The following is a 24,681-nucleotide window of genomic DNA, read 5'->3' as shown; positions in this document are numbered from 1 at the left end:
ATATGTGTGGCGCTACACCTTAGAAATACCATACTGCTTAATACGTGCAATCAACTCCCTATGCGGCAGTAGTTGTTTACGTGCCGCTTGGACATATTGCTGCAACTGAGCTTGTTGAGCTTGGTATTTAGATTGCTGCGCATCGGTTACTGTCCAAGGTGCAATGTCAGTGTCAAAGTCCATTCCATATAGAACATAGAGATAGTTTTCTAAATTAAAGATCTCCATGGTAGAGGCAAACTCATATCGGCTAGGCAGTTGATAGCGCCATAAAGCCAACTTTTGCTGCAGCGACTCAGGGATGGTGTTAGTTTGCCGATTATCTAACCAAAATTGGCTATCACTTCTTTTAGATGCCACATAATGCAGCTTAATAAAATCAATCACTTTATCCCATGTGTGGGTGATCCGCCGGTTAAACTGCTCAGCAACTAATGGCATGGCATCGCGATGTGCAGGAAAGCACTCAGCAAGCATTCTTGATGTCACATCAAAGACCAGCAACCCCGTCGCCTCAAGTGGTTCAACAAACCCAGCTGATAACCCGATGGCGACACAGTTTTGATGCCAAGCGCGTTCTCTATAGCCAATACGCATTTCAATCTTGCGCAACGCTAACTTATCGCCCGCTGTACCTAAATACTTCCTTAAGACCTGCTCAGCCTCAGCTTGAGTACTATGACGACTCGAGTAGACATAACCTACCCCCCTACGCTCGGTTAAACCTATGTCCCAAATCCAGCCCGCCTCTTGTGCTGTTGACAGCGTAAAGCAGGGAATTGGCGTATCACTTTGCTCGTAAGGCACTTGTACTGCAAGCGCTGTATCGACAAACAGCACATCGCCCTTATCAACAAAGGGCACCTCGCAGGCTTGCTCGATTAAGCGCGCACTAAACCCCGTGCAGTCAACATAAAGATCGGCTTCTAATACCCCATGGTTAACTGTTGTTACAGACTGAATCTGTTTCGCATCATCCACCAGCACATCCGTGACATCATCAAGGATATGACTAACACCAAAACGTTTAACCGCATTGTCACGCAATAATACTGAGAATTTATTGGCATCAAGATGATAAGCGTAGCTCGTTTCACCTTGATACTGAGGTTGGGTCATCGTCTTAGGCCCTAAGCCCAAGTCAGCAAAGTAACCTTGAGGGGAGACACTGTTTGCGTAGCTGGTCGATTCTGCCGACTCGTTCAGCCACATCAACGCTGAATTATCCCATTTAGGATAGTCGAATAGGTGGTGATAATAGGTGGGATTATCTGGCTGTGGATTATCAGTCCAGTTAATAAACTTAATGCTCTGTTTAAAGGTCGCATCGGTTTGGCGTATAAAGTCGCCTTCATCAATCCCCAAATAACGCAATGTATCGCGCATCATTGGAACTGTGCCCTCACCCACGCCAATATTAGGAATGTTAGGGCTTTCGATTAGCGTGACCTCAACACTGAGACCCTCTGATGCTGAAAACTTCTTGCCTAGATGGTTGGCGGCCAACCATCCCGCTGTACCACCGCCAACAATTAGCACTTTCATCGGCCGCTTACTATTATCAGACATCAAACGGTCTCCTATCTTACTTTAGCCTAGAGTTACGCTGACGCCTCTGCGCGAGCTAGACGGTGTACCTGATGTTGTGAAGTTAGGTGACCATAAATAGGGCCCAACAAACCACGCTTGCGTAAGTCGAGAAAGTCTTCATCTGACAGTTCATTAAGCTTGGCCTCACTGATCATGTACAGACCGTTAATGTTGCGCTGCTCACCATTGACATTGATGGTAAGTGCTTGCTGCACGAACAACTCTTTTTTCGCTAAGAGTTGTAAAATCGCCTTACTGGCTTGGTCTTCTTCGAAGTGCCTGACAATCGCTTCACGGCGCTGAGTGAAAAAAGGTGTTTCTTCGCCATTAGCAAACAGTGCTTCACCCTTTTCTGTGCCCACTTGTGGACAATTCTCGCGAATACCGATCCAAATTTTATCTGGTTGATCGGCATTAAGCACGACACCCAACGGATAATCTTTTGCCACGTTAGGCACATATTGGCCCAACCACTGGCCTTCAGCCACACTTAAGTTTTGCCCTGGTTTTAAACCAAGCATAACAACAGCCTGAAACTCACCAGTTTCAGCATTCTTAACAAAGACAATGGGGTATTCGGTCGCAGCACGGGCAAATTCATGTAAAGAGATAGGTAAGATGTGCTGTTCGGCTAGATGATTAAAATCGGCATTACCAATTTTTAGGTCTGCATGTTTACTTGGATCTAACAGGGTTATTTGATTTGACATAGATAAAAGGTCCTTGGGGGCTTCTTATTAAAATCATTAAATTTTTGATATAAAAAAGAGGAGATAAACTCCTCTTTTTTTATACAGTAAATCCTATCAAATTAGAATCTGAAACTTGCACCTAATGTTATGCGGCGAGCCATTTCATATTCATACAATGGGAAACCTTCGACGAAGCCGCTATAGCTAGTTGGATTTTGGTTATTACCAAATTGCTTAGAAGACTCTTCAAGTAAGTTATTACCATCAAGTTTGATATCGATGTTTTCAGTTACATGCCAAGTAGCACTTAAATCTAAGCTACCGTAGTCTTCGTGTAGACGGTTACCGTATGAACCAGACTCACGTAACATGTACTCACTACGCCAGTTGTACGCAAGACGCACTTGGAATAGTTCGTTTTCAAAGTAACCAGTTAAGTTATAAGAATGCTTAGAGCTATCACTGAGGAATGGATTTCCATCGGTGAACGTATCAGCATCTGTTTCTGTATCTGTGTAGGTATAGTTAACAACAGAGCCGAAACCATTACCGTAATCTTGTTGATACTGAAGCTCTAAACCTTGAATGAGTGCAGACTTACCGTTGTTCTTCTCTTGAACAGTCCAGCCATTAGCAGCTTCATCAGGTGGCAGAGGGAAATCAATTTCATCTGACGTAGCATGGTACTCACTAATGGTTACGAAGTTTTTAACATCCTTCATAAATAGTGCAGCAGATACTAGTGAATCAGAGTTGAAATACCATTCGATACCAAGATCAATTTGGTTAGCCACAAAAGGCTTAAGACCGATATTACCTGTCACCCAGTATTGGTTGTTTGGTGTATCGTCATTAGCACCCAATACATTTGGGTTAACGTACATATCAACATATTGCGGACGAGCCATAACACGGGCAGCAGAAGCACGCATAATGACATCGTCAGCAAGGTCAAAAGCAACGTTTAAGCTTGGTAGCCATTCAGCATAATCGGCATCAGTAGAGGTTTTCTTGCCTTCAACATAGTAGGTTGAAGATGCATTAGTACCTGCATAACGTACACCGAAGTTACCGCGAATACCGTCGCCAGAGAAATTTGCCATCACATAAGCAGCATAGTTATCTTCTTCGATTTCACTGTAAGAGCCAAGGTCCTCATGCTCACCAGTTATGCTGCTACGTGCCCACGCTTTAAGCGCTTCTGGATCGAACTTAGCGATTTGGTAATCACCTGCACCAACATCAATGGTACCAGCGCCAATATCCGCAGTTGAAATACGTGTATCGAAGTTTGCATCTTGCTCATATTCAAACTTACGGCTGGTCGTATTGTGTTTAGCATACTTAATACCAGTCTTAACTGAATCGATTACGCCCCAATCAACGTCAAACTTGATATCAGCTTGTGCATAGGTTTCATCATCAGTTTTTGGCGTACGGTTGAAGTTTGAACCTGTACCCATAGTCAATGAACCTGGATCATAAGTGGCCATATCGAAGCCATTTGTATCCCAAGTTTGTCCGCCACCGGTAAAGTCGTAGCTTCCGCCAGGAATTGGTGTACCACCAGTTCCGTCATCTACAACCATTTCAAAATCAGTACCACCAGATGAAGTGGTATCACCGATTTGCGCACTAAAGTCATAACCGTTACCCGCGTATTCCATTTTTAAATCGAATACTTGTGACTTCATGGTCGCTTCACGAGGACGAGCCTGCCAATATGCTACATTTAGCGGACCTTTAACCTGAGTACCTTGGTTGGTAATGTTTCCGTCAGCGTCAGTCGTTTGACCTAACCACTCTTCAGTAACGCCGCCACCCCATGAGGTATCAGCTTGCGTTAACCATAAAGCATAGTTAGTGTTATTTGCTTTCATTTGCATATCCATCGCATTGAAAACAAAGTTTAATTCGTCTGTTGGTGCATATTGGAAAGTTGCGGTTAGCGCTGAACGCTCACGCTCTTGCTCAAATGCAACAGGGCCTGCACCCCACTCCCAAAACGCTTCATTACCTTGGCGCTGCAGGCTACGCTCTTGCAATACGCCAGAGACTAAAACACCGAATGTTTCAGAATCATTCTTCCAGCTAGCAAGACCTGAGAATTGTGGGTCGGTTTCTTCAGAATCTGATTGGTACTGACCTTCTACAGACCCGTAGAAAGAGAGTGAGTCCATATCGAGAGGCTTACGAGTGTTAACGATTACCGTACCACCCACACCACCTTCAGCGATATCGGCTTGTGAAGATTTGTAAACTTCGAGGTCACCAACCAACTCAGAAGGAAGAAGCTCGTAGTTAAAGGAACGCTTGGCAGGCTCCAGAACAAACCAGCCAGTAGACGCTACGTTCTGGCCGTTAAGTGTTGTAAGGGTCAAGTCTTGCCCAGCACCACGGATCGATACACCTGCACCTTCGCCAAATTGGCGCTGAATGGTGACACCTGGAATACGCTGCAGAGATTCAGCAACGTTTTTATCAGGGAACTTACCAATATCTTCTGCAGTAATGGCATCAACGGTACCATCAGAGAAACGCTTGGCATTTAAGTTCGCCTGTTGTGAGGCACGGATACCGCGCACTTCGATTTTTTCGATATTATCTGTATTGACGGCTTCTGCCTCTGCTGCAATAGCAGAAACAGACATTGCACCACTCATGAGTAACGCAATATTTGTAGCTAGTACACTTTTCTTAAAAGTAGATGGTCGCATCTCGTTTCCCTTCCATAACTTTATTATCGTTTTATTTTCCATGCCCATTCCTTCAACCAGGAATGACAACGCTGTCATGTGAGGTTAAAGATTACACAACAATTAACAGATGCGCCACAACAAAATAACCAAAAAAGAGAAAATAGACTTAATTTTACACCTAAGCAACAGTGTTAGCCAATTGCGCTAAGTAGATAACCAACTGTATTTTAATAACTAAAATTACAAATAGATTTTTTCAAACTAAAGTCAGCTTTTCTAAATTAACTGAATAAATTAATTTGGTGATTGCTTAATGGGTTAAAAGTTAGCAATATTGTCGCCAGGGGAAGCGTGATTTGCTGGGTATTTATACAGCATGTCGTTTGAATGATGTTAAGTTTTGTAGTTTGTCTAGCTGACAGCTACCACAACGAGTATCCGCTAGATGAAAGTAACCATTAATGATGTCGCAAAGCATGCTGGAGTATCCATAAAAACGGTCTCTAGAGTGACCAATAAAGAGCCTTCAGTAAGACAAACCACTATCGACAAAGTCAATGAAGCTATTGCGGCATTAAACTACCAACCCAATGTGGCAGCAAGAAATTTAGCAGGCACTAAATCCTATGTCATCGCATTTGTTTATGACAACCCTAATGCTTACTATGTCATTGATATGCAAAACGGTATTTTATCCTCCTGCAAGCAGCGAGGTTATGAGCTGCTGATCCATCCATGTGATGCTAAATCAGATAGCATCTGTGAGGAACTTGTCGATCTGGTTCGTCATGCAAGGCTATCAGGGCTGGTACTTACTCCACCACTATCTGAAGATCCGAATGTACTTGCCGCATTAGATAAAATTAACGCCAATTACGTGCGAATTATTGCTGGCGAAGCAGCCGATCAACATGGCGGACTATCGGTATTGGTGAACGATAAGCATGGCGCCATCTCAATCACGCAGCACTTAATTGATTTAGGCCACAAGGAGATCGCTTTTCTCGCTGGTGATCATCAACACGAATCGACTAAAGAGCGCCTAGCTGGATTCCGGCAGGCTATGCTAGCGAATCAACTCAATGTAGATGAAAAATATATAATCAGTGGTGAATATTCATTTGAATCTGGTGTGAGCGGAGCAAAGAGTTTACTTAGCAACTCAAACAAACCGACAGCGATTGTAGCCTGTAACGATGAAATAGCCGCGGGGGCACTTTTTGCCGCCAGATTAGAAGGTGTACAAATTCCAGCTGAACTCTCTATTGTTGGTTTTGAAGATAGTCCATTTTCGAGACAAACTTGGCCAAAACTCACCACCGTACATCAACCGAACCAAAAAATTGCACAAATTGCCACTGAACTGCTCATTGCCAAACAAAGTAAAAGTGAAGACAACCTAACAGATCAGGTGTTTATACCAGAGCCAGTGATTAGAGACTCGTCATCGGCCCCCGATTTAGTCAAACACAATTAATGACAATACAAACAAAATAAAAAGCCGTTGATATGATTCAACGGCTTTTTTATTTTTAATTGTTTAAACAGCTTCTTCGTTCTCTTCACCAGTTCGTATACGGATAACTCGCTCGACTTCGGTTACAAATATTTTGCCATCACCAATTTTCCCGGTTCTGGCAGTATCGACTATCACTTCCAACGCTTGCTCGAGAAGTTCATCTTGAATAACCAGTTCAATCTTAACCTTAGGCAAGAAATCAACCATATATTCAGCACCACGATACAGCTCTGTATGCCCCTTCTGACGGCCAAAACCTTTGACTTCAGAAACCGTCATGCCAGTGATACCAATTTCTGCCAGAGATTCACGCACATCATCTAACTTAAATGGCTTAATAATGGCCTCAACCTTCTTCATCAAACGCTCCCTTTAAAATAAAACTGTAATTGTGTTTAGCTTACCATGCCATCAGCGTGCACAGAAGTTGATTATATCAAGATGTAAACAGAAGCATTATTCATAGAGCAGAACAATATAAAAACCTAACGCTAGCCACAGCACAGCTTACTATAATTGGATATTGCGAGGTGATATTCCTCTCAAATTGCTTGCAGGACGCGAGCGATAAATTAGATCAAGGGACGAGCCATGAAATACCATTACGGATTTACCTTAGTAGAGTTAATGACAACATTAGTCGTTGCTACGACACTGATTAGTATCGCTGTACCGAACCTTTCAAGTCTTTATGAAGCCCAACGCGCTAACTCCAGCATACGAGTTATTCAACAAACACTGCAATTTGGCCGAAATGCCGCCATCAGCTATGGCGTGAGAGTAACTGTGTGCCCAGTAAAAGATAATCAATGCGACAGTAACTGGGGAAATGGATTAACAGTCTTTACCGATAGCGGTGACAGAAACCAGTTAGATGGTAATGATGCGATTTTACTGCAAACCTCTCCATTCAACTCAAAAGATATCGTCAGCTATAACCGCTCTGCGGTGAGATTTCAGCCTGATGGCCTAGCCTCTGGCACCAATGGTACACTAAGGTACTGTCCGAATTCGGCAACCAGCTCAAACTCAAAGGCTGTCATAGTTAATCAAGCAGGAAGAGTTCGGTTTTCAAATCAAAAAACGATTTATTGTTCCAATTAGCGCATCGTTAAGATGGTGTCAAACAACCATTATTAGCCATTATATTGGCTATAAAAAGAATAGCTTATATATACTGAAATCCGTCTGTATCTCGCATATACTTACTCAAGGCTTCGCGAGGACAGAGAAACATGCGTAAACATTTACTAGGATTCACCTTAGTCGAAATGATGGTGACAATTGTGATAGCAGGAATTCTACTAACAGTAGGGGTTCCCTCAATGGTGTCTATGTATGAAGGGTTCCGAGCAAACAGTAATGTCGAAAAAATCCATAATATCTTAGCGTTCTCACGCAACCAAGCCATAAGCTATGGGGCTACGGTTAATGTTTGCCCATTTGCGAGTGCAACCTCTTGTGGCACAGGAACAGACTGGAAAGGTGGCATTAGAGTCTTTATCACCGATGCAGGTGGCACAGACAGAGAACTTAGAGCGATAGATAACTTCCATAGTAATGACAAAGTTACAGGCCCAGGTGGACGTGTTACGTTTTCACCTGAAGGACTTTCATCTGGCGGCACTTTCATTTACTGCCCTGGCGGAAAAAACGCAGACTCCCAAAGTGTAAATGTCAGCACCAGCGGGTTAGTATCTTATGGTGCGGATGGTTCAAGCTGTTAATACAAAAATACCGCTCAATTTGTAAGAGCGGTATTTAGTCAATCATCTAGGCATTAGCAAACGCTGTGCGGAAGCTTACCTCAGGGTCCTTTCGTCAATGCGCTGCGACTCCTCAGAGCTAAAATCCTCCGATAAAAGAACACATTCCCTCACATCCTTAACGAAATATTTTTTTCCTTTTGCATCTGACAATTGACGACCAGGAATACCAGCCATTTTCAATTTAAAGTCAGCTGTTTTCCAACGATAAAAAATAACTTGATCGCCCTTTTTACTGCTAACAACATGACATTTATACTCTTGATAGGAAGCAGCTTGTACAGGAGTAACTAAAAAAAACAGTAACATAGCCCCCAAAGTCGCTATACGATTAAAGCTTATCATTTCCAGCACTCCTTCGACGGCCCCTTAACACCTGCATGCGTTAAAGTTATCGTCGCGCAAGTTGAATCACGGCTTGCTTGATTTCCTTTAGCTGTAGCAGTGATCGTAAAAGTAGTTGTTCCAGCAGAGGCAACACTATAATGACCATGTTCAGTCACAAGTGGGCTAGCATCTAAACCAAGAGCAGTCAGATCTGTGGTATAAGAACGATTATCCAGGTAAAATTGTTCTTGAAGATTAGCCACCCTCATTACAGCCGCAACCCCTTCTGAACGTCCACTCTTAGTGATGTAGTCAATATAAGATGGATAGGCGATCGAAGCCAGAATCCCTACGATCGCAACGGTAATCATCAACTCTATCAGGGTAAAGCCTTTTACTTTTTGCATCACTAATTATTCTCATCTAAATGGTAATAAATTCTATTGGTTGTTAGGCCACTACCTAACTCCACAGTCCCTTTACACTCCCCATTCTCACACTCACCTTTACCAACACCAATAATATAAGCTTTTGAATCTTCCCCTGTCTCTGGTTCGGGGATGACAATTTGTGGCGTATCAGGTACTCGCTCACCAATCTCATAGTAGAGTTCGCTATAACTCCTGGTTCCTCGATGCAAATCAAACACATACAACCTACCTTGACCAGAAAACCCACAGATACCAGCATCTAAATCGACATCTTCGTTGGTTGGAGGTATAAATGAAGTGAAATACACTTTTCCGTCAAATATCAATGATGCAGATAAGCTCTTCTCCCCTGTCATAGACAGAGAATAATACCAACCACGTTTTCCGCCAAAAACAACATTGTCATCATCGGATACGGGGGCAGAGGCAGTAACATCATAAAGATCTGATACCCCTAAACTTGCTGGGGCATCCGTTCCTGTAAATGTCTTGGTCACTACATTCCGATCTTGGAACACATAAAACATATCATTAGTAATTTTATCTGATGCAGGCTTAGTTCTATTGCCAGTGCCAACGGTAACAGCATCATAGGGAATACTTTGATAACTCAACTCACCTGATTCGCTATGAATATTACTAAACTGAGTTTGGGCTACCGCAGGTTCAGCAAAGAACATCCTATTATTCGGGGCACTACCTGTGCCAATGGATGCAAATTTAAAAATAGACCAATCACTTTTATCCGTAGATGGCATATCCATTCGCCAGACATTACCACCTATATCGGTGGCATAAACTCGGTCTGTGATACCATCATTATTACTATCTAACACAGCGACTTTACTGACCACACTGCTCATATCTGCTGACGTAAACTTACTAATAAACGCCCCTGTGTCTGCGTTTATAATATACACAGCTTCTCCAGTACCATCAGATGAAGCCATTCCTCCGCCAATGATTAGAACAGGCCCTTCAACTCCAGGGATAAAAGTAACAAGAGGCTCTGACCATGTTTGGCCTAATTCCTCTAAACCTGACGTATTAGAGTCAATTTTCCACTTATATTTTGGCGTGTCTGGATTAGTTATATCCAGCGCATAATAAGACATCCCCCCACGCCTCATCCCTAAATAAACCCATGCTTTATTGACTTTTCCAGATGAATCGGTTTCTGTATATGCAACCGGAGAGAGGTCCATACCGTACACACTGTGTTCACCCGTAGGTAAATTATCCTTTAACGTAGGCAGGTTAGAAATCAACTCTGATGGAATAAACGCCCAAGATTCCTTCACTGAGCCCACAGAGTAGTCGTCACTACCTGCATCAGAGTCCTTAAACATATGCACTAACCCTTGGTTAGTTCCAACAATAATTCTTACATCCAAACTGCTTGAAGATGCGCCGAAGTTAATCGCTAATGGCTTAGAGTGTAACGGATCCCCCATCACATCCTCCCTAACATCGGTCATACTACCATCACCATCATCGTCGTCTACATCCACGCCATAGAGCCAATCTAAATGTTCTCTTACGGATGTCGTCTGAGAGGCTGCAGCTGGACTCCCAAGCAATGAGTACATTGCTGAAGATGAAACATCTTCGATGTCCAACAAACTACTACTATTATTTGTGTAGATATTTCTGTTTTTTAACGCCGTCCTAATTGCAGGAAGCACTCCTCCTGAAGTCACTTTGTTCCCATCTACGTTTGCTCCTGAGCAGGAGTTCCAGAAAGTACATATATTTGCAGCAATATTACCGTTAGCATCGATGGCTTTAATCGTGCCACCTGGGGCAACAATTGACCCTGATGATGTCACCTTAAGCTTTTTAAGGTTGCCACTCCAACGTGGCCCTTTGCCTGGCAGGAACATGGCAAAATACGCAGAGTTATAGGTTTGCGTTTTATCAAAATTATTACTTGCGATACTGGGGGAAGTAAACGATGAATCAACAGCTAATATCGACTTTAATGCATCATCCATAGCCTCAACTAAATCGAGACCATTCTTTGCAACATAATACCCTTCCGATATCCCCGTAGTTTGGTTCCTTGGATTACCGCCTCTAAACGCGGCTTCCTCCAGTAATGCAGCTGCCGCTTCAGCACCGTCAGAGAAGCCAATAGTAAATAAACGAACATTCTGTTTATTATCAACCCCGCTCGCATCCTTGTTCCCAATGACCATGTCATTGTTATACATGTAAGATGCTAAAGCTGGCAGATAACTTGTCTGCGTTTTTCCTCTGCTATTGATAAAGTCAAAAGCCCCATAATCACCAGCCTCCTTGGCATTAGCGGTCAATGAGGCAATAGCGCCATCCGCCGCACTATCTAATGTAGGCGCCCCATCAGTAATATAGATAATATAGGCCGTGTCTGGGCACTTCTTAAAAGGTGTACTGTAGTTACCAGAACTTAAAATACTCGGCGGGGTATTAGGCTCATAACCATCAATTTTATAGCTGCCTTTAGGATTAGCATCTTTATTACCGAAGGTCACTGCGCTACCACTAAAGTACTGATGTGCCTCAAATAAAGTCTCACACAGCGGTGTATTCGTTTGGGCAGGCATATCTTTAACTAAAGAGATCAGGTTATCTTGGTTAGCTGTCGTCATCTCTGCAATGTCGTAGACTATTCGTCCTCCGTCTATCTCATTCTCAAAGGGGTAATTTAAGTTAAATATGGCAACCCCTGCGTCGATAGGAATAGCTAAGCCTGTTAACGCTGTTTCTAGTGCATCTTTAGCGACTTCTAGCCTTGTTCCGGTACCACCACTACTTTGACCCTCGTCCGTTTTTGTTACCCATTGATTCCAGACTAAATAGTGAGCAGTATATAGAGTAACAGGCGAACCGGCGCCAAAATCCGTATTGTTAATGCTTTCGTTTCTGTCACTGCTGTACATACTCTTACTGTCAATGGGATAACCGTCGTCAAATGCAACCGTCCCGCCACCTTGCTTTTTTCGACCAGGATTCTTAGGGTCTGATTCTAATATGTCTTGATGACAATCAACGACCTGCCCAGTATTAAAGCCTTCATTGTCGGCCAAAGGGTACCACTTACCAGTTTTACCACTTGATTTGAATTCACGAAGGTAACCGGTATAGCGCCCTCTTTCTAATAGCGCTGTCGCAGCCTTATTACAGTTGTTATTATTTGCATAAAAACGACGAGAGTCCCTAGGGACGTCAGGAACCGGCATATTACTGGTATTGTCGATTCCGCCCGCATTCCAATAAATACCTTTTTCACTAATGTACCCAGAATAACCCGCTAAATAGTCTTCGAAACCCTCCGCATATTGGCAGGTCCCAGCGAGCTTTGCCTCAGCAGAACAGTAAGAACTGACTGCATTCTGATCTTCCGTAGACATACTTCCAGAGTTATCGAAAATAAATAATACTTGCGGGCGTTTACCTGTTTTTATATCAGTATTAATTAAATAAAGCTCAGTATCATCAGCAATAGACATACCAGACGCAACTGTTATTGCCACAACTGCGCTGCATAATATTTTCTTTAACATAATATTAATTTCCTGTAAGCACTTGCTGCTCTACGCCAGACGCAACGGTTAATGTACCGAGATTATCTCGCCCAAAAGCAACGGTACTTGTTACCTCAGCCCTTCGGCAACTGACTAAGTTTGCACCAGTTGCATTAGATGTTCTTTGACAACCCACATCACGCACGCCAGTTTCTGGCAGAGGGGTTATCACTTGTGCACCACCAAAAACATTAGCGGTTTGCCTTGCTGCAAGATTTGCTAATGGAGAACCAGAATTATCTGCTATCACCTGCGCTAACCCTCCATCTGCAACCGCTTTGGCATCAAGCCGCTCAGCACCAGCCCCAGCCATCCTTAAAGATTGAGTAGAGTTCACCGCTAAAGCAACACCAATCACCGTCATGATGATCAAAATTATAAGAGAGAAAAAAAGCACTATACCTTTCTGTTTATTCATATTGCTTCCTAACTTCGAATCAATACTGGATTTTCCAGCATAATGGTGGTCGACATCACTTTGCGCCTAAAGTTATCGTTGGGCGCTAATATCGTTTTATCTCCCAACTGATATTGCGTCTGGTTGGTATAAGTTCGGTCGGCTTGTATCGCGCGGACTAAGACAAAAACCTTGACAGCAACCAGTCGCTGAAAAAGCTCGTTATCCCACATCATTGTCGTTACTCCAGATGCTGGAACATAACGATCTGGTGTGCTATCACCGTCATTGTCAAAGCCGTACAGTACCCGCATATTTTCAACCCCTTCAACGAGTTGATCTTCATTCGCCATACCATTGCCAACCGTTAATGTTCTGCGTCTTAATACCGGAATATCACCATCATTACGGATAAAGTATATGTGGTGTTGATACTCCCAAAAACGTCCATTTGTAAGTGCTGGCGCTGGCTGGGCACCAGTAAAAAATATTGCCTGGCTTGCCGTAGTACCCACATAAAAGCGGTTCGTATCAGTCGGTGTTGCGGTCGAAGGCCCGATAAAACGCTTAATTTGAAGCACATCCGTTGTATTTCTTACGCCTGTCAAACAAGCAAATGGTACCGCTCCAGCAGCCCCTTGCTCGTATCCCCATAGCCGGCGAAAATGAGATGGCAGCGCTTGTGGCAAGGTAGCATTATTCACTCCAGCCCCCACGCAATCATTGGGTACGACACCCGCTAGTATTTGAGTATTACTGCCTACAATAAAGTCAGTGCCAGTTATGTCTCCCATAAACCCTAACTGGCTTATATCACGCTGCATAATCGCTAATGCAATACGGCCATTTTCCTGCAACTGATTAAACTGACTTGTTGTGGTCACATTATTTGATGACATAGCAAACATGGTAAACACACCTGCCGACAAAAACAGGCTGATGACCATAGCAACCATCAACTCAACAAGTGACATACCCGATTGATATACCTTTAGATTTTTCGCCATTTTTTTCATCTAGATAATCACTGTTTGAATGGAATAAACTCGCCGCCTGTCATTGGCAGTGCCACACCCTACGAACAGTTCAGAATCTGACGTTGAGCGAATGCCCCTCCAACTCATCACGACTGTAACATTATTGCCATTAACTTGAATGCATGCTGTCGGTGTATCTAGCCCGCCAACATTTTGAGAATTAACAACTTCTGCCTGACCCGTAAATGCAGCTCTCCACTCAAAGAGGTCCCACGCAGCCATTTGAGCTGGAGTACAAGTCGCTGCCCCCGTACAAGCAGTACCTGGGGTGGTAGGCGTGCCACTGTACTGCGTACCGACACCACTACTTGAGCCATAACTAGCCAACTGGCTCGAGTTCAGCTTCATTCTACTAATGATATCATTGGCATAATATGAGGCTTGGGTCTGCTGGAATGATTCAAAGCTACCGCGTTTCGCGACTATATGAAGGTTAAAAATCCCTATTAAGCCGATAACCATTATTACCAGTGATACCATCACTTCGATGAGGGAAAACCCTTTCCCACTATTTTTCATGGTGTCAAATCTCCGCTATTCGCCATACTTTTGACAGTTATATCAGTCATTTACTCTTTAAAAATCTGAAAGTTAGCGCAACTTCAAACTATACTAGTTAATCATAGATTAGTCGAATGTTACTCGCTAGTAATATTAGCGTCTAAAAATGTAATTCCATATATCCGGTATAATTTTCAGGCAAAAATAAAGGAGGCATAAGCCTCCTTTATTAATATAAACAATGTCTTGTTTACCTGAGTTCTGCAGGCACAGCAAAAACAGTATCTTCTTTGCGCCCTTCAACTTCAGTGATAATACTCGGGGCTAAGGTAGCAATGGCATCGATAACTTGTTTTACCAAGACCTCAGGTGCTGACGCCCCCGCTGTAACGGCAACTTTCGCAACCCCATCAAACCAAGCAGGAACGATATCGTCTGCATTATCGACTAAGTAAGACTGCGTGCCTTTTTTAATCGCCAGCTCTTTGAGGCGGTTAGAGTTAGAGCTATTCTTTGAACCCACGACAATGAACAGATCCACATCATCAGCAACATTGCGCACAGCATCTTGACGATTCTGCGTTGCATAGCAAATATCATCTTTACGTGGCCCTTGAATCGACGGAAAACGTGTTTGTAAGGCGGCGATGACATCTGCTGTGTCATCCATAGACAACGTTGTTTGGGTAACAAAACATAAGTTTTCAGGATCTTTAACGACAAGAGCTTCGACATCAGCGGGAGACTCAACTAATAAAACCCCACCTTCGGGGTTATCATACTGCCCCATAGTCCCCTCAACCTCAGGATGCCCAGCATGACCGATAAGGATACACTCAATACCCTTTCGGCTCGCTCGAGTAACCTGCAGGTGCACTTTAGTCACCAGCGGGCAAGTCGCATCAAACACTCGTAATCCGCGCATTTTAGCTTCGGTTCTCACAGCTTGTGAGACACCATGGGCACTAAAGATCACAATACTGTCATCAGGAACTTGGTCAAGCTCATCGACAAAGACCGCACCTCTATCTTTTAAATTTTGCACTACGTAGCGGTTATGAACCACCTCGTGACGCACATAGATAGGTGGAGAAAACAGTTCTAACGCACGCTCTACAATACTGATTGCACGGTCGACACCCGCACAAAAACCACGGGGGTTAGCCAGCTTAATCTGCAAGTTTTGTGGCGGATTGACCATTGACATAGTTAGTGCACCTCAACGACTTCTAGTTCAAAAGTAACGGTTCGCCCTGCAAGCGGATGATTAAGATCAACCGTTACAGAATCACCTGCAACCTCACGGACGATACCGGGGATTTCGCTACCACCAGGCCCGGCAAAACTGACTATAACACCTGTCTCTAAGCTCATATCGGCAGGAAACTTGCTCCTGTCCATATGATGAATCGCATCAGGGTTTGACTCACCAAAAGCATCAACGGCTTGTAGAGTAAAGCTATGCTTATCACCCTCTTTGAGGTTTACAAGTTGAGCTTCAAAAGCTGGGCTTAAGGTTTCATCGCCGATATTTAGCTTAGCTGGCTTACCTGATGCTTTAGTGCTATCAGCAGTTGAGCCATCTTCCAATAAAATATTCATGTGGCATAACAATGAACGAGATACTGACACTTAACTACCCCTTGGCGGCATTTTCGCCATCCGCTTTGCGTTCGGTGATAAACGAATCAATGATAATCAAACCGGCACCTATGCAAATTGCGGAGTCGGCAATATTAAAGGCTGGGAAACGACTGGTGTTCCAATAGAAATCAAGAAAGTCGACCACAAAACCATGTTGTAATCTATCTATTAAGTTCCCAAGGGCACCACCGATAACAAGCGTATAAGCTAGGTTTAAACGCCACATTCCACTAGGCTGTTTACGCAGCCAAACCGTTAATAGCGTACTAAAACCAACGGCAACGACTGTAAATAGCCAACGTTGCCAACCGCCTGCATCACTTAAAAAGCTAAATGCCGCCCCGTAATTACGTACGTACGTAAAATTAAAAAACGGCAACAATTTAATTGACTCATAAAGGTCAAAACTGGCTAGTACCCATTGTTTAGACAGTTGGTCGGCGATAAACACCAACACAACTATCCAATACCAACGTAAGCCACTCTCTTTCCAGCTAGATGGCATCAATATATCCCTTAAGCAAACTGACGAGCTTCGCCGTCACCTTCGATGTTAGTCACACAGCGAGTACAAAGAGTTGGGTGTTCAACGACTTGACCAACATCTTCTCTATGATGCCAACACCGTTCACACTTTTCTGCCGCCGATTTGTTAAGACCAAGTTTGAGCGATGATAACTCAGTACCAATAGCATCCGCAGGTGCTTGGGCTAGATCCACCAGTGTCGTTTTAGAGGTTAATAGTACAAAACGCAGTTCGTCGCCCAGAATAGCTAATGCAGATGAAAGCGCTTCGTCTGCATACAAAGTGATCTCAACTTCTAATGATCCGCCTACGGTCTTTTCACGGCGTGCATTTTCGATCACTTTATTAACTTCAGCGCGCACACTGAGTAATTGTTCCCAATAGGTGTCGCTCAAATCTGACTCAAGTGTCACTGATTTAAGGCCTTCATACCAAGTCTCGGTAAATACATACTCAGCTCGTTCACCTGGAAGCAGCTTCCAAATTTCATCGGCAGTAAAGCTTAGGATTGGTGCTATCCAACGCACCATAGCTTCAGAGATCAAATATAAGGCGGACTGACAACTACGACGCGCATTGCTATCGCCTTTAGCTGTGTATTGTCTGTCTTTAATGATATCTAAGTAGAAACTACCTAGTTCAACTGAACAGAACTGCATCAGTTTTTGTGTCACCAAATGGAAGTTATATTGCTCATAGGCTTCGAGTAGCTCTTTTTGCAATGCAGCAGCACGGCGAACAACCCAACGGTCTAGCGCAACCATATCATCGATGGCAACCATATCTTTCACTGGATCAAACCCGTTGATATTGGCTAACAGAAAGCGCGCAGTGTTACGAATACGACGATAAGCATCAGCACTACGGTTAAGGATTTCGTCTGAAACTGTCATTTCACCGCTATAATCGGTGGCAGCAACCCATAAGCGAAGGATATCAGCACCTAATTTATTGGTCACATGCTGTGGTGCAATCACATTACCGACAGACTTAGACATCTTACGGCCTTGACCATCAACGGTAAAACCATGGGTCAATACTTGTTTGTAAGGTGCTTTGCCATTCATCGCAGTGGAAATCATCAAGGATGACATAAACCAACCACGATGCTGATCGCTACCTTCTAGGTATAGGTCAATAGGATGACCATTAAACTCAGGGCGTGACGCAACAACAGATGAGAAAGTTGAACCTGAATCGTACCAAACATCTAATGTGTCGGTGACTTTACGGTATTGCTCAGCTTCATCGCCAAGCAGCTCAGATGCATCGAGATCCCACCAAGCTTGAATACCTTCTTGCTCAATGCGGTTAGCGACACGTTCCATTAATGACACACTATCTGGGTGAAGCTCTTCAGTTTCACGATGTACAAATAAGGTAATTGGAACACCCCAAGTACGTTGACGAGAAATACACCAATCTGGGCGGTTCTCAACCATCTTCTCGATGCGGCTTTGCCCCCAATCAGGGATCCACTGCGTCTTTTCAATCTCGCCTAGCGCTTGATTTCTTAGACCTTTTTGGTCCATCGAAATAAACCACTGCGGCGTAGCACGGAAGATAATTGGCGTTTTATGGCGCCAGCAATGCGGGTAACTGTGCTTAATCTGCACGTGATTAAGTAGCGCGCCCTTTTCACCTAGCAGCTCAACAACGTTTTTATTTGCTTTGAATACGTGTAAACCGGCAAAGATTTCGGTATCGGCTTTATAAACACCGTTATCACCAACTGGGTTAGCGACTTCTAGACCATACTTTTGTCCAACCACGAAATCATCTTGACCATGACCCGGAGCGGTATGCACCACACCAGTACCAGAATCAACAGTGACGTGCTCACCCAAAATAACTGGCACGTCAAAGTCGTAAAACGGATGACTAAAGCGCAATAGCTCAAGCTCACTGCCTAACACAGTACCTAGAACAGTATGCGACTCAGCACCGAATCGTTCGATACATGACTCGTAAAGATCGGTTGCTAAAACCAATGCTTGAGTTTCGCCATCTTTAACCATCTCAACCAAGGTATACTCGATATTACCCGCGACAGCTAATGCTCGGTTAGCAGGCAACGTCCATGGCGTAGTTGTCCAAATAACCATTGAAACAGTATATGCATACTCATTCAGACCAAACTTAGCGAGTAAGGCTGGCTTATCAACCGCAGAGAATGCGACATCGATTGCAGGAGACATCTTGTCTTCATACTCAACTTCAGCTTCAGCCAACGCCGAACCACAATCGGTACACCAATGCACAGGCTTAACACCTTTATGCAAGTGACCACTGTCGATAACTTTTGATAATGAGCGAACAATATTCGCTTCAGTACTGAAGTCCATTGTTAAATATGGGTTTTGCCAATCACCCAACACACCTAAACGGATAAAGTCGTCACGCTGGCCATCAACTTGCTTAGCGGCATACTCACGACATTTTTGGCGGAACTCAGCTGCAGTGACTTTGTGACCAGGCTTGCCGACTTTCTGTTCAACTTTCAATTCGATTGGCAGACCATGGCAATCCCAACCAGGGATATATGGCGCATCAAAGCCCGACATTGTCTTAGACTTAACGATAATATCTTTAAGGATTTTGTTGACTGAATGCCCAATATGAATATCACCATTCGCATAAGGAGGGCCGTCGTGCAAAATAAAAGGTTTGGCACCGCTGCGACTTTCACGAATCTTCTGGTACAGACCATTTTTGGTCCAAGATTTCAACATCTCTGGCTCACGATTAGCCAAGTTACCACGCATCGGAAACGCTGTTTCCGGCAAATTCAAAGTAGATTTATAGTCGCTCATTGATCCTATACCATTTTGTTAGCTAAACAATTAGCTTGCATCGCTGCCAAGTAAAGCTCTCGCTCTATCAGCATCATTTTTAATTTGATCTTTCAGCGCATCTAACGATCTAAATGGCTGTTCATCTCTAATTTTTGCCACCAATTCAACTTCAACGGTCTTCCCATATAGATCACCTTCAAAGTCAAATAAATGGACTTCTAATTGACAGTTTTGACCATTAACGGTTGGCCTAAATCCAACATTCGCAACACCTTCATAGATGTCGCTACCTTCCCAATAAAGTTTGACCGCAAACACACCTCGGACAGGTGATACTTTGCGCTTCAAAGCAATATTTGCGGTAGGGAAACCAATTGTTCGCCCTATCTTCTCACCGTGTGCAACTCTGCCGCATAAAGTAAAAGGATGCCCGAGCAAACGCCTTGCTTGTTCCAAATTACCTTTGGCTAACTGCGCCCGAATCTCGGTAGAACTTACGCGCTTGTCTGCAAGGGTAAAACTTTGTGTACTGACCACGGCAAACCCATATTGCTCACCAGCAGCCTTAAGCATATTAAAGTCGCCCGCTCGCTGTTTACCAAAGCAGAAGTCATCACCCACCACTAAATATCGAACACCCAACTGTTTGACCAATAATTGCTCAATAAAATATTCAGGCGGCATAGACGCAAACTTCTGGTTAAAGTTCACACACAGCAATCTATCTATGCCTAACTCTTCTAGCAGTACTATTTTATCACGCAGCAGACTCAATCTCGCGGGGGCATTTTCTCCCCGAAACAACTCTTGAGGCTGCGGTTCAAAGGTCATTAACGTCGCCGGAACACCGTGTAGGCGGGCTTTTTTCACCAAAGCGCTGATCACTTCAGCATGACCCCGGTGAACGCCATCGAAATTTCCGATAGTCAGCACACAGCCAAGATGTTTGGGTAAAATATTGTGTATACCGCGGATCAGTTCCATTACATTCAATAACTAGCAAGCATAAGTTCGCGGATTATATACCAGCTAGGCACGATAATCAGCCTCAAAAGCCAGCTTTAATCCTCCAAGGACGAATTCCCAACAATAACATACACAATAGATACGCCACAGCACCCGCCGCGATTAAGCCAAATAAGTAAGTTGCGCGATCAATAAAACTAAAATTGAGCCAAGCATTTAAGTCTGGAAGCAATTGGAATAGTACGAAAATCATAACTACTGATGCACAAAGTGCTTTGCCAAAAAACAGTAGTGTTTGACGGTCAACTTTATAAACGCCAGCAATGTGTAGCCCTCTATATAACAAACTAGCATTTAATAGTGCAGACATAGACGTAGCAATTGCTAAGCCGACATAACCAAAAGGAAATACCAAGATTAAATTAAACACCATGTTGCTCACCATCGCGATGATGCCATAGCGAACCGGTGTTTTAGTGTCTTGACGAGAGTAATACCCAGGAGCTAAAACCTTGATCATCATAAAGCTGAGTAAACCACTGCCATAGGCCATCAGACTCATGGACGCCATATTGACATCATCGATGGTAAACGCTCCCCGCATAAACAGTACCATCAGCATAGGTTTTGCAAGTACGATAAGGCCGCACATGGCAGGTAATCCCATTAACAAAATGGCTTTAACGCCCCAATCCATCGTCTGTTTGAAGCCCTTACCTTCATCATTGACATGCTTCTTTGACAAGGCAGGTAAAATCACCGTAGCAATTGCAATCCCAAATAACCCCAGAGGAAATTCCAGCAGACGATCAGAATAGTAAAGCCAACTAATAGACCCCGTAACCAGAAAACTGGCTATAAAGGTATCCAGCAGCAGATTAATCTGAGACACCGACACCCCAAACAATGCAGGAATCATCAGTGTTCTAATTTTTACCACCCCAGGATGCTGCCAGCCCCAAGCGGGTTTGACTAAGGCCTTTTCACGCATTAGAAAAGGGATTTGGAATAAAAACTGAATCAGTCCACCAGCAAAAACGCCCCACGCAAGGCCGATTTCAGGTTTTTCTAGATTGGGGGCTAAATAGATAGCCGCTGCAATAATAGCAATATTAAGGAAAACAGGGGTAAAGGCTGATACCGCGAAACGACCACGCGTATTCAGAATAGAGCCTGCTAATGCCGTAAAGGTAATAAACCATAAATAGGGAAACGTTATTTTAAGCATCAAGGAAGCCAGTTCAAACTTCTCTCCATTCGGCTCATCATTGACCCAAGCTAAAAACCACCCTCCACCAAAAAGTGCGGTGAGTACGGGCGATGCAATCACCCCCACTAGCGTAACGAGGGTAACAATTAAACCAAGTGTACCGGCGACTTTAGCCAACAGAACTCGCACCTCTTCATCACTCTGTTTCTCCTGATATTCAGTCAAAACCGGGACGAACGCTTGAGCAAAAGCCCCTTCGGCAAATAATCTGCGTAAAAAATTTGGGATTTTGTTAGCAAAAAAGAAAACGTCTGCGCTACTACCTGCCCCCATTAAATTGGCAATAACCACATCACGAACTAAACCTAAAACACGAGAAATCAACGTCATAGCACTGACAATCATGCCTGACTTAAATAGTTTCCTGCTCAAAAGACCCCCTGAAGCGAGCGAGAACTAGCGACAAAATCAACCGAAAAGTCGATCTACCCCCTGTCACCTGGCAGCATTTACTGCTAGAATTGCGCCCATATTACACGAGTTAGGTTGAAGAACGCCAAGACTGCTCCGATTAATTTATCTTTAAGATAAAGATCTGATCATTGTCATTGACAAAGTGACAGAAAAAAGGCATATTCCTCGACCTTTAAAAATATCTAACCCTTTTAGGAGTTGCACCTTGGCTAATAGCAAGTCTGCAAAGAAGCGCGCGCTTCAATCTGAAAAACGTCGTCAGCATAACGCTAGCCGTCGTTCAATGTTACGTTCATACGTTAAAAAAGTAATCGCAGCTATCCATGCTGGCGATCACAAAGCGGCGACTGAAGCATTTAATGTTGCACAACCAATCGTTGACCGCATGGCGACTAAAGGCCTTATTCACAAGAATAAAGCTGCTCGTCAAAAGTCTCGCTTGAACACCAGAATCAAAGCACTAGCTGCTTAATTCTGTTAGCGACATAAAAAAACCGGCTTAAGCCGGTTTTTTTATGTCCAAAATTCGCCCAAAGCTAACGCCGCTTTAGTTTTCTCTTCAAGCTTAGCAACCTATGGCCGCAATATCCGGCAAACTTCAGGCACAAAAAAACTGATAGAGCCTAAGCCCTACCAGTTTTCACTTAACCACTAGATCAATTAGTGGCAATAGATAGTGTTAAGTAACTTGATGATCTCAGACACCTCTTTACTCTTAAGCGAGTAAAATACTGTCTGAGCTTCTTTACGAGTCTCAACTAAATTATCTTTTCTTAACCACGCTAAGTGCTGTGACAGCGCAGACTGGCTCAACCCTAGTTTTTTATTCATCTCACCGACACACATCTCGCCTTCACTAAGAAGGTAACACAAGATAAACAGTCGGCGTTCATTCGCCAAAGCCTTTAGCAACACAACAGCATTGTCTGCTCGTTGCTGCATTAATTCTATATTCATTACGAGCAATTTCTCCTAAAACAAACCCCGGCACTAATATAGCGTTGACTTAAAGATATAGTCGGGACATAAAGCACACTTTTTGCTAGATTGTTTTAAAAAATGGGACATACGTAATAAAAATAAAGGAAACTCATGAAAAGCTCCCCTCTTATCCTTCTTAGTAGCATCATTTTTGCGGCCATAATTGGTTGTCAGCACACCCCGACCACAGACCGAAATCAAGGTGTTAGTGCACAACTGCAACAAAAAGCACTCAGTTCACCGTTAGCATACGATATCGTTGAGTCATTAACAGTTGAAGTAGGCCCAAGACTTCCAGGCAGTGCACAAGATTTAATTGCTGTGCAATGGGCCGAGGAAAAACTGTCCAACCTAGGCTTTGATAAAGTCTACAAAGAACCTGTCCAAGTTCCGGTATGGCTACGTGGCGAAGCTAAAGCAGCCGTCGTATCACCGTATCCTCAACCAATAGTTATTACAGCCTTAGGTGGAAGTGTTGGGACCCCTGAACAAGGCATTAGTGCGCCAATCATTAGGTTTGCAACGTTAGCAGAGCTCAAGCAAGCAACCCCTGATGATGTAGCAGGGAAGATTGTCTTCATTGATCACATCACACCACGCTTTAAAACCGGTAAAGGTTATGGCATAACTGTCGGTGGACGCTCTAAAGGTGCGGTGGCTGCCGCAGAGAAAGGCGCTATTGCCATTGTGATAAGATCAATCGGGACCGATCATGACAGAATGGCGCATACAGGAATGATGCGCTATCAAGATGGCATACCTAAAATCCCTGCGGCTGCTATGTCAAACCCTGACGCCGACTTGCTGACATTAATGTTAAAGCGCAATCCAGATGTTGTTCTTAACCTGAACATGTCACCACAGAACAAAGGCTATGCCACCTCTTATAATGTGATTGGAGAGGTGACGGGTAGCAGCAAACCAGATGAAATTGTGCTGATTGGAGCCCATCTGGACTCGTGGGATGAGGGCACTGGAGCCATTGACGATGGCGCGGGAGTGGCGATAGTGACCGCAGCAGGCCACCTTATTTCTCAGCTGCCTCAAAAACCAGCGAGAACCATTAGAGTGGTGCTTTATGCAGCAGAAGAGGTGGGGCTCGTTGGTGGAAAAACTTACGCTAAAGCCCATCAAGCAGAGTTGAGCAATCACTACATAGCAGCAGAATCCGATTTCGGTGCAGGGCCTATTTATCAAATAGACTTTAAAGTCGCTGACGATGCCTTTAAGGACATACAAACATTAACTGCAAGCATGGCAGCCAATGGCGTCGCCGCCGGCACTAACACCGCCTCAGGAGGCCCTGATGTATCAATGTTGCCAAGCTATGGTGTGCCTGTAGCGTCACTTCGCCAAGATGGTACCGACTATTTTGATTATCATCACACGCCTAACGATACCCTAGATAAAATTGATCCTAAAGCGCTCGCGCAGAATGTAGCGGCTTACGCACAATTTGCCTATTTGATGGCACAATCCAACATTGAATTAAGGCCGTTACCCAAGCCCGAAACAGACTAATCGATTTAATAAAAAGCAGCCAATTGGCTGCTTTTTATT

General features: G+C 43.8%; 22 protein-coding genes. 5 read left to right on the top strand and 17 right to left on the bottom strand.

Annotated features, from left to right (window positions below; genetic code table 11):
• Positions 1–12: 12 nt before the first annotated feature.
• The 3 genes from BEL05_RS17130 to BEL05_RS17120 form a co-directional block, all read right to left on the bottom strand.
• Complete coding sequence (locus BEL05_RS17130; RefSeq protein WP_028762801.1) at positions 13–1,569, bottom strand: tryptophan halogenase family protein; 1,557 nt, start codon at positions 1,567–1,569, stop codon at positions 13–15.
• 32 nt (positions 1,570–1,601) lie between these two features.
• Positions 1,602–2,300: a SapC family protein gene (locus BEL05_RS17125; protein WP_069671908.1), complete on the bottom strand. Its 699-nt coding sequence runs from the start codon at positions 2,298–2,300 to the stop codon at positions 1,602–1,604.
• A 101-nt stretch (positions 2,301–2,401) separates the two neighbouring features.
• The gene (locus tag BEL05_RS17120) at positions 2,402–5,041 is read right to left on the bottom strand and encodes a TonB-dependent receptor (protein WP_037428034.1); all 2,640 of its coding nucleotides are present in this window, start codon (positions 5,039–5,041) and stop codon (positions 2,402–2,404) included.
• A gap of 385 nt (positions 5,042–5,426) precedes the next feature.
• Between BEL05_RS17120 and BEL05_RS17115 the strand changes: the two genes are divergently transcribed.
• Entirely contained in the window at positions 5,427–6,458 is a 1,032-nt protein-coding gene (locus tag BEL05_RS17115) for a LacI family DNA-binding transcriptional regulator (RefSeq protein WP_028762798.1), read from the top strand.
• 63 nt (positions 6,459–6,521) lie between these two features.
• Here BEL05_RS17115 and BEL05_RS17110 read toward each other — a convergent pair whose 3' ends face one another.
• Positions 6,522–6,860: a P-II family nitrogen regulator gene (locus BEL05_RS17110; RefSeq protein WP_069671907.1), complete on the bottom strand. Its 339-nt coding sequence runs from the start codon at positions 6,858–6,860 to the stop codon at positions 6,522–6,524.
• 231 nt (positions 6,861–7,091) lie between these two features.
• On the opposite strand from BEL05_RS17110, the gene BEL05_RS17105 reads away from it, so the two are divergent.
• Both BEL05_RS17105 and BEL05_RS17100 read left to right on the top strand, forming a co-directional pair.
• Positions 7,092–7,604, top strand: coding sequence for a GspH/FimT family pseudopilin (locus BEL05_RS17105; RefSeq protein WP_028762796.1), 513 nt, complete (start codon positions 7,092–7,094; stop codon positions 7,602–7,604).
• Between the two features lie 131 nt (positions 7,605–7,735).
• Positions 7,736–8,227: a GspH/FimT family pseudopilin gene (locus BEL05_RS17100; protein WP_069671906.1), complete on the top strand. Its 492-nt coding sequence runs from the start codon at positions 7,736–7,738 to the stop codon at positions 8,225–8,227.
• A gap of 75 nt (positions 8,228–8,302) precedes the next feature.
• Here the strand turns inward: BEL05_RS17100 and BEL05_RS17095 are convergent, their stop codons facing one another.
• The 12 genes from BEL05_RS17095 to murJ form a co-directional block, all read right to left on the bottom strand.
• Positions 8,303–8,611: a TapY2 family type IVa secretion system protein gene (locus BEL05_RS17095; RefSeq protein WP_139151909.1), complete on the bottom strand. Its 309-nt coding sequence runs from the start codon at positions 8,609–8,611 to the stop codon at positions 8,303–8,305.
• Positions 8,608–9,000: a type IV pilin protein gene (locus BEL05_RS17090; RefSeq protein WP_069671905.1), complete on the bottom strand. Its 393-nt coding sequence runs from the start codon at positions 8,998–9,000 to the stop codon at positions 8,608–8,610. The genes BEL05_RS17095 and BEL05_RS17090 overlap by 4 nt, the downstream gene beginning before the upstream one ends.
• Positions 9,001–9,002: 2 nt before the next feature.
• Positions 9,003–12,569: a pilus assembly protein gene (locus tag BEL05_RS17085; protein ID WP_083250384.1), complete on the bottom strand. Its 3,567-nt coding sequence runs from the start codon at positions 12,567–12,569 to the stop codon at positions 9,003–9,005.
• A 4-nt stretch (positions 12,570–12,573) separates the two neighbouring features.
• On the bottom strand, positions 12,574–13,008 hold the full coding sequence (locus tag BEL05_RS17080) for a pilus assembly PilX family protein (RefSeq protein WP_069671903.1): 435 nt from the start codon (positions 13,006–13,008) through the stop codon (positions 12,574–12,576).
• Positions 13,009–13,016: 8 nt separating this feature from the next.
• Positions 13,017–14,003, bottom strand: a complete 987-nt coding sequence (locus BEL05_RS17075; RefSeq protein ID WP_069671902.1) for a PilW family protein — start codon at positions 14,001–14,003, stop codon at positions 13,017–13,019.
• Entirely contained in the window at positions 14,004–14,543 is a 540-nt protein-coding gene (gene pilV, locus BEL05_RS17070; protein WP_069671901.1) for a type IV pilus modification protein PilV, read from the bottom strand.
• Positions 14,544–14,775: 232 nt separating this feature from the next.
• Complete coding sequence (gene ispH, locus BEL05_RS17065) at positions 14,776–15,705, bottom strand: 4-hydroxy-3-methylbut-2-enyl diphosphate reductase (protein ID WP_175427354.1); 930 nt, start codon at positions 15,703–15,705, stop codon at positions 14,776–14,778.
• Positions 15,706–15,734: 29 nt separating this feature from the next.
• Positions 15,735–16,157 carry an FKBP-type peptidyl-prolyl cis-trans isomerase gene (gene fkpB, locus BEL05_RS17060; RefSeq protein ID WP_069671900.1) on the bottom strand — a complete coding sequence of 141 codons (423 nt, stop codon included), beginning with the start codon at positions 16,155–16,157 and terminating at the stop codon, positions 15,735–15,737.
• A 4-nt stretch (positions 16,158–16,161) separates the two neighbouring features.
• On the bottom strand, positions 16,162–16,674 hold the full coding sequence (gene lspA / locus BEL05_RS17055; protein WP_069671899.1) for a signal peptidase II: 513 nt from the start codon (positions 16,672–16,674) through the stop codon (positions 16,162–16,164).
• A gap of 11 nt (positions 16,675–16,685) precedes the next feature.
• Positions 16,686–19,508, bottom strand: a complete 2,823-nt coding sequence (gene ileS, locus BEL05_RS17050) for an isoleucine--tRNA ligase (RefSeq protein ID WP_069671898.1) — start codon at positions 19,506–19,508, stop codon at positions 16,686–16,688.
• Between the two features lie 30 nt (positions 19,509–19,538).
• The gene (gene ribF / locus BEL05_RS17045; protein WP_028762784.1) at positions 19,539–20,474 is read right to left on the bottom strand and encodes a bifunctional riboflavin kinase/FAD synthetase; all 936 of its coding nucleotides are present in this window, start codon (positions 20,472–20,474) and stop codon (positions 19,539–19,541) included.
• Positions 20,475–20,538: 64 nt separating this feature from the next.
• On the bottom strand, positions 20,539–22,098 hold the full coding sequence (murJ, locus tag BEL05_RS17040) for a murein biosynthesis integral membrane protein MurJ (protein ID WP_069671897.1): 1,560 nt from the start codon (positions 22,096–22,098) through the stop codon (positions 20,539–20,541).
• Positions 22,099–22,345: 247 nt separating this feature from the next.
• Between murJ and rpsT the strand changes: the two genes are divergently transcribed.
• Complete coding sequence (gene rpsT / locus BEL05_RS17035) at positions 22,346–22,612, top strand: 30S ribosomal protein S20 (protein ID WP_028762782.1); 267 nt, start codon at positions 22,346–22,348, stop codon at positions 22,610–22,612.
• Positions 22,613–22,800: 188 nt separating this feature from the next.
• Here the strand turns inward: rpsT and BEL05_RS17030 are convergent, their stop codons facing one another.
• Positions 22,801–23,097, bottom strand: a complete 297-nt coding sequence (locus BEL05_RS17030; protein WP_011864899.1) for an ArsR/SmtB family transcription factor — start codon at positions 23,095–23,097, stop codon at positions 22,801–22,803.
• A 135-nt stretch (positions 23,098–23,232) separates the two neighbouring features.
• On the opposite strand from BEL05_RS17030, the gene BEL05_RS17025 reads away from it, so the two are divergent.
• Positions 23,233–24,642, top strand: coding sequence for a M28 family metallopeptidase (locus tag BEL05_RS17025; RefSeq protein ID WP_069671896.1), 1,410 nt, complete (start codon positions 23,233–23,235; stop codon positions 24,640–24,642).
• Positions 24,643–24,681: the final 39 nt, after the last annotated feature.

Origin of the sequence: Shewanella colwelliana, from assembly GCF_001735525.1 — a bacterium.
Classification (GTDB): domain Bacteria; phylum Pseudomonadota; class Gammaproteobacteria; order Enterobacterales; family Shewanellaceae; genus Shewanella; species Shewanella colwelliana.
Note: the sequence above shows the minus strand (reverse complement) of the source record. Positions and strands in the feature narration are given on the sequence as shown.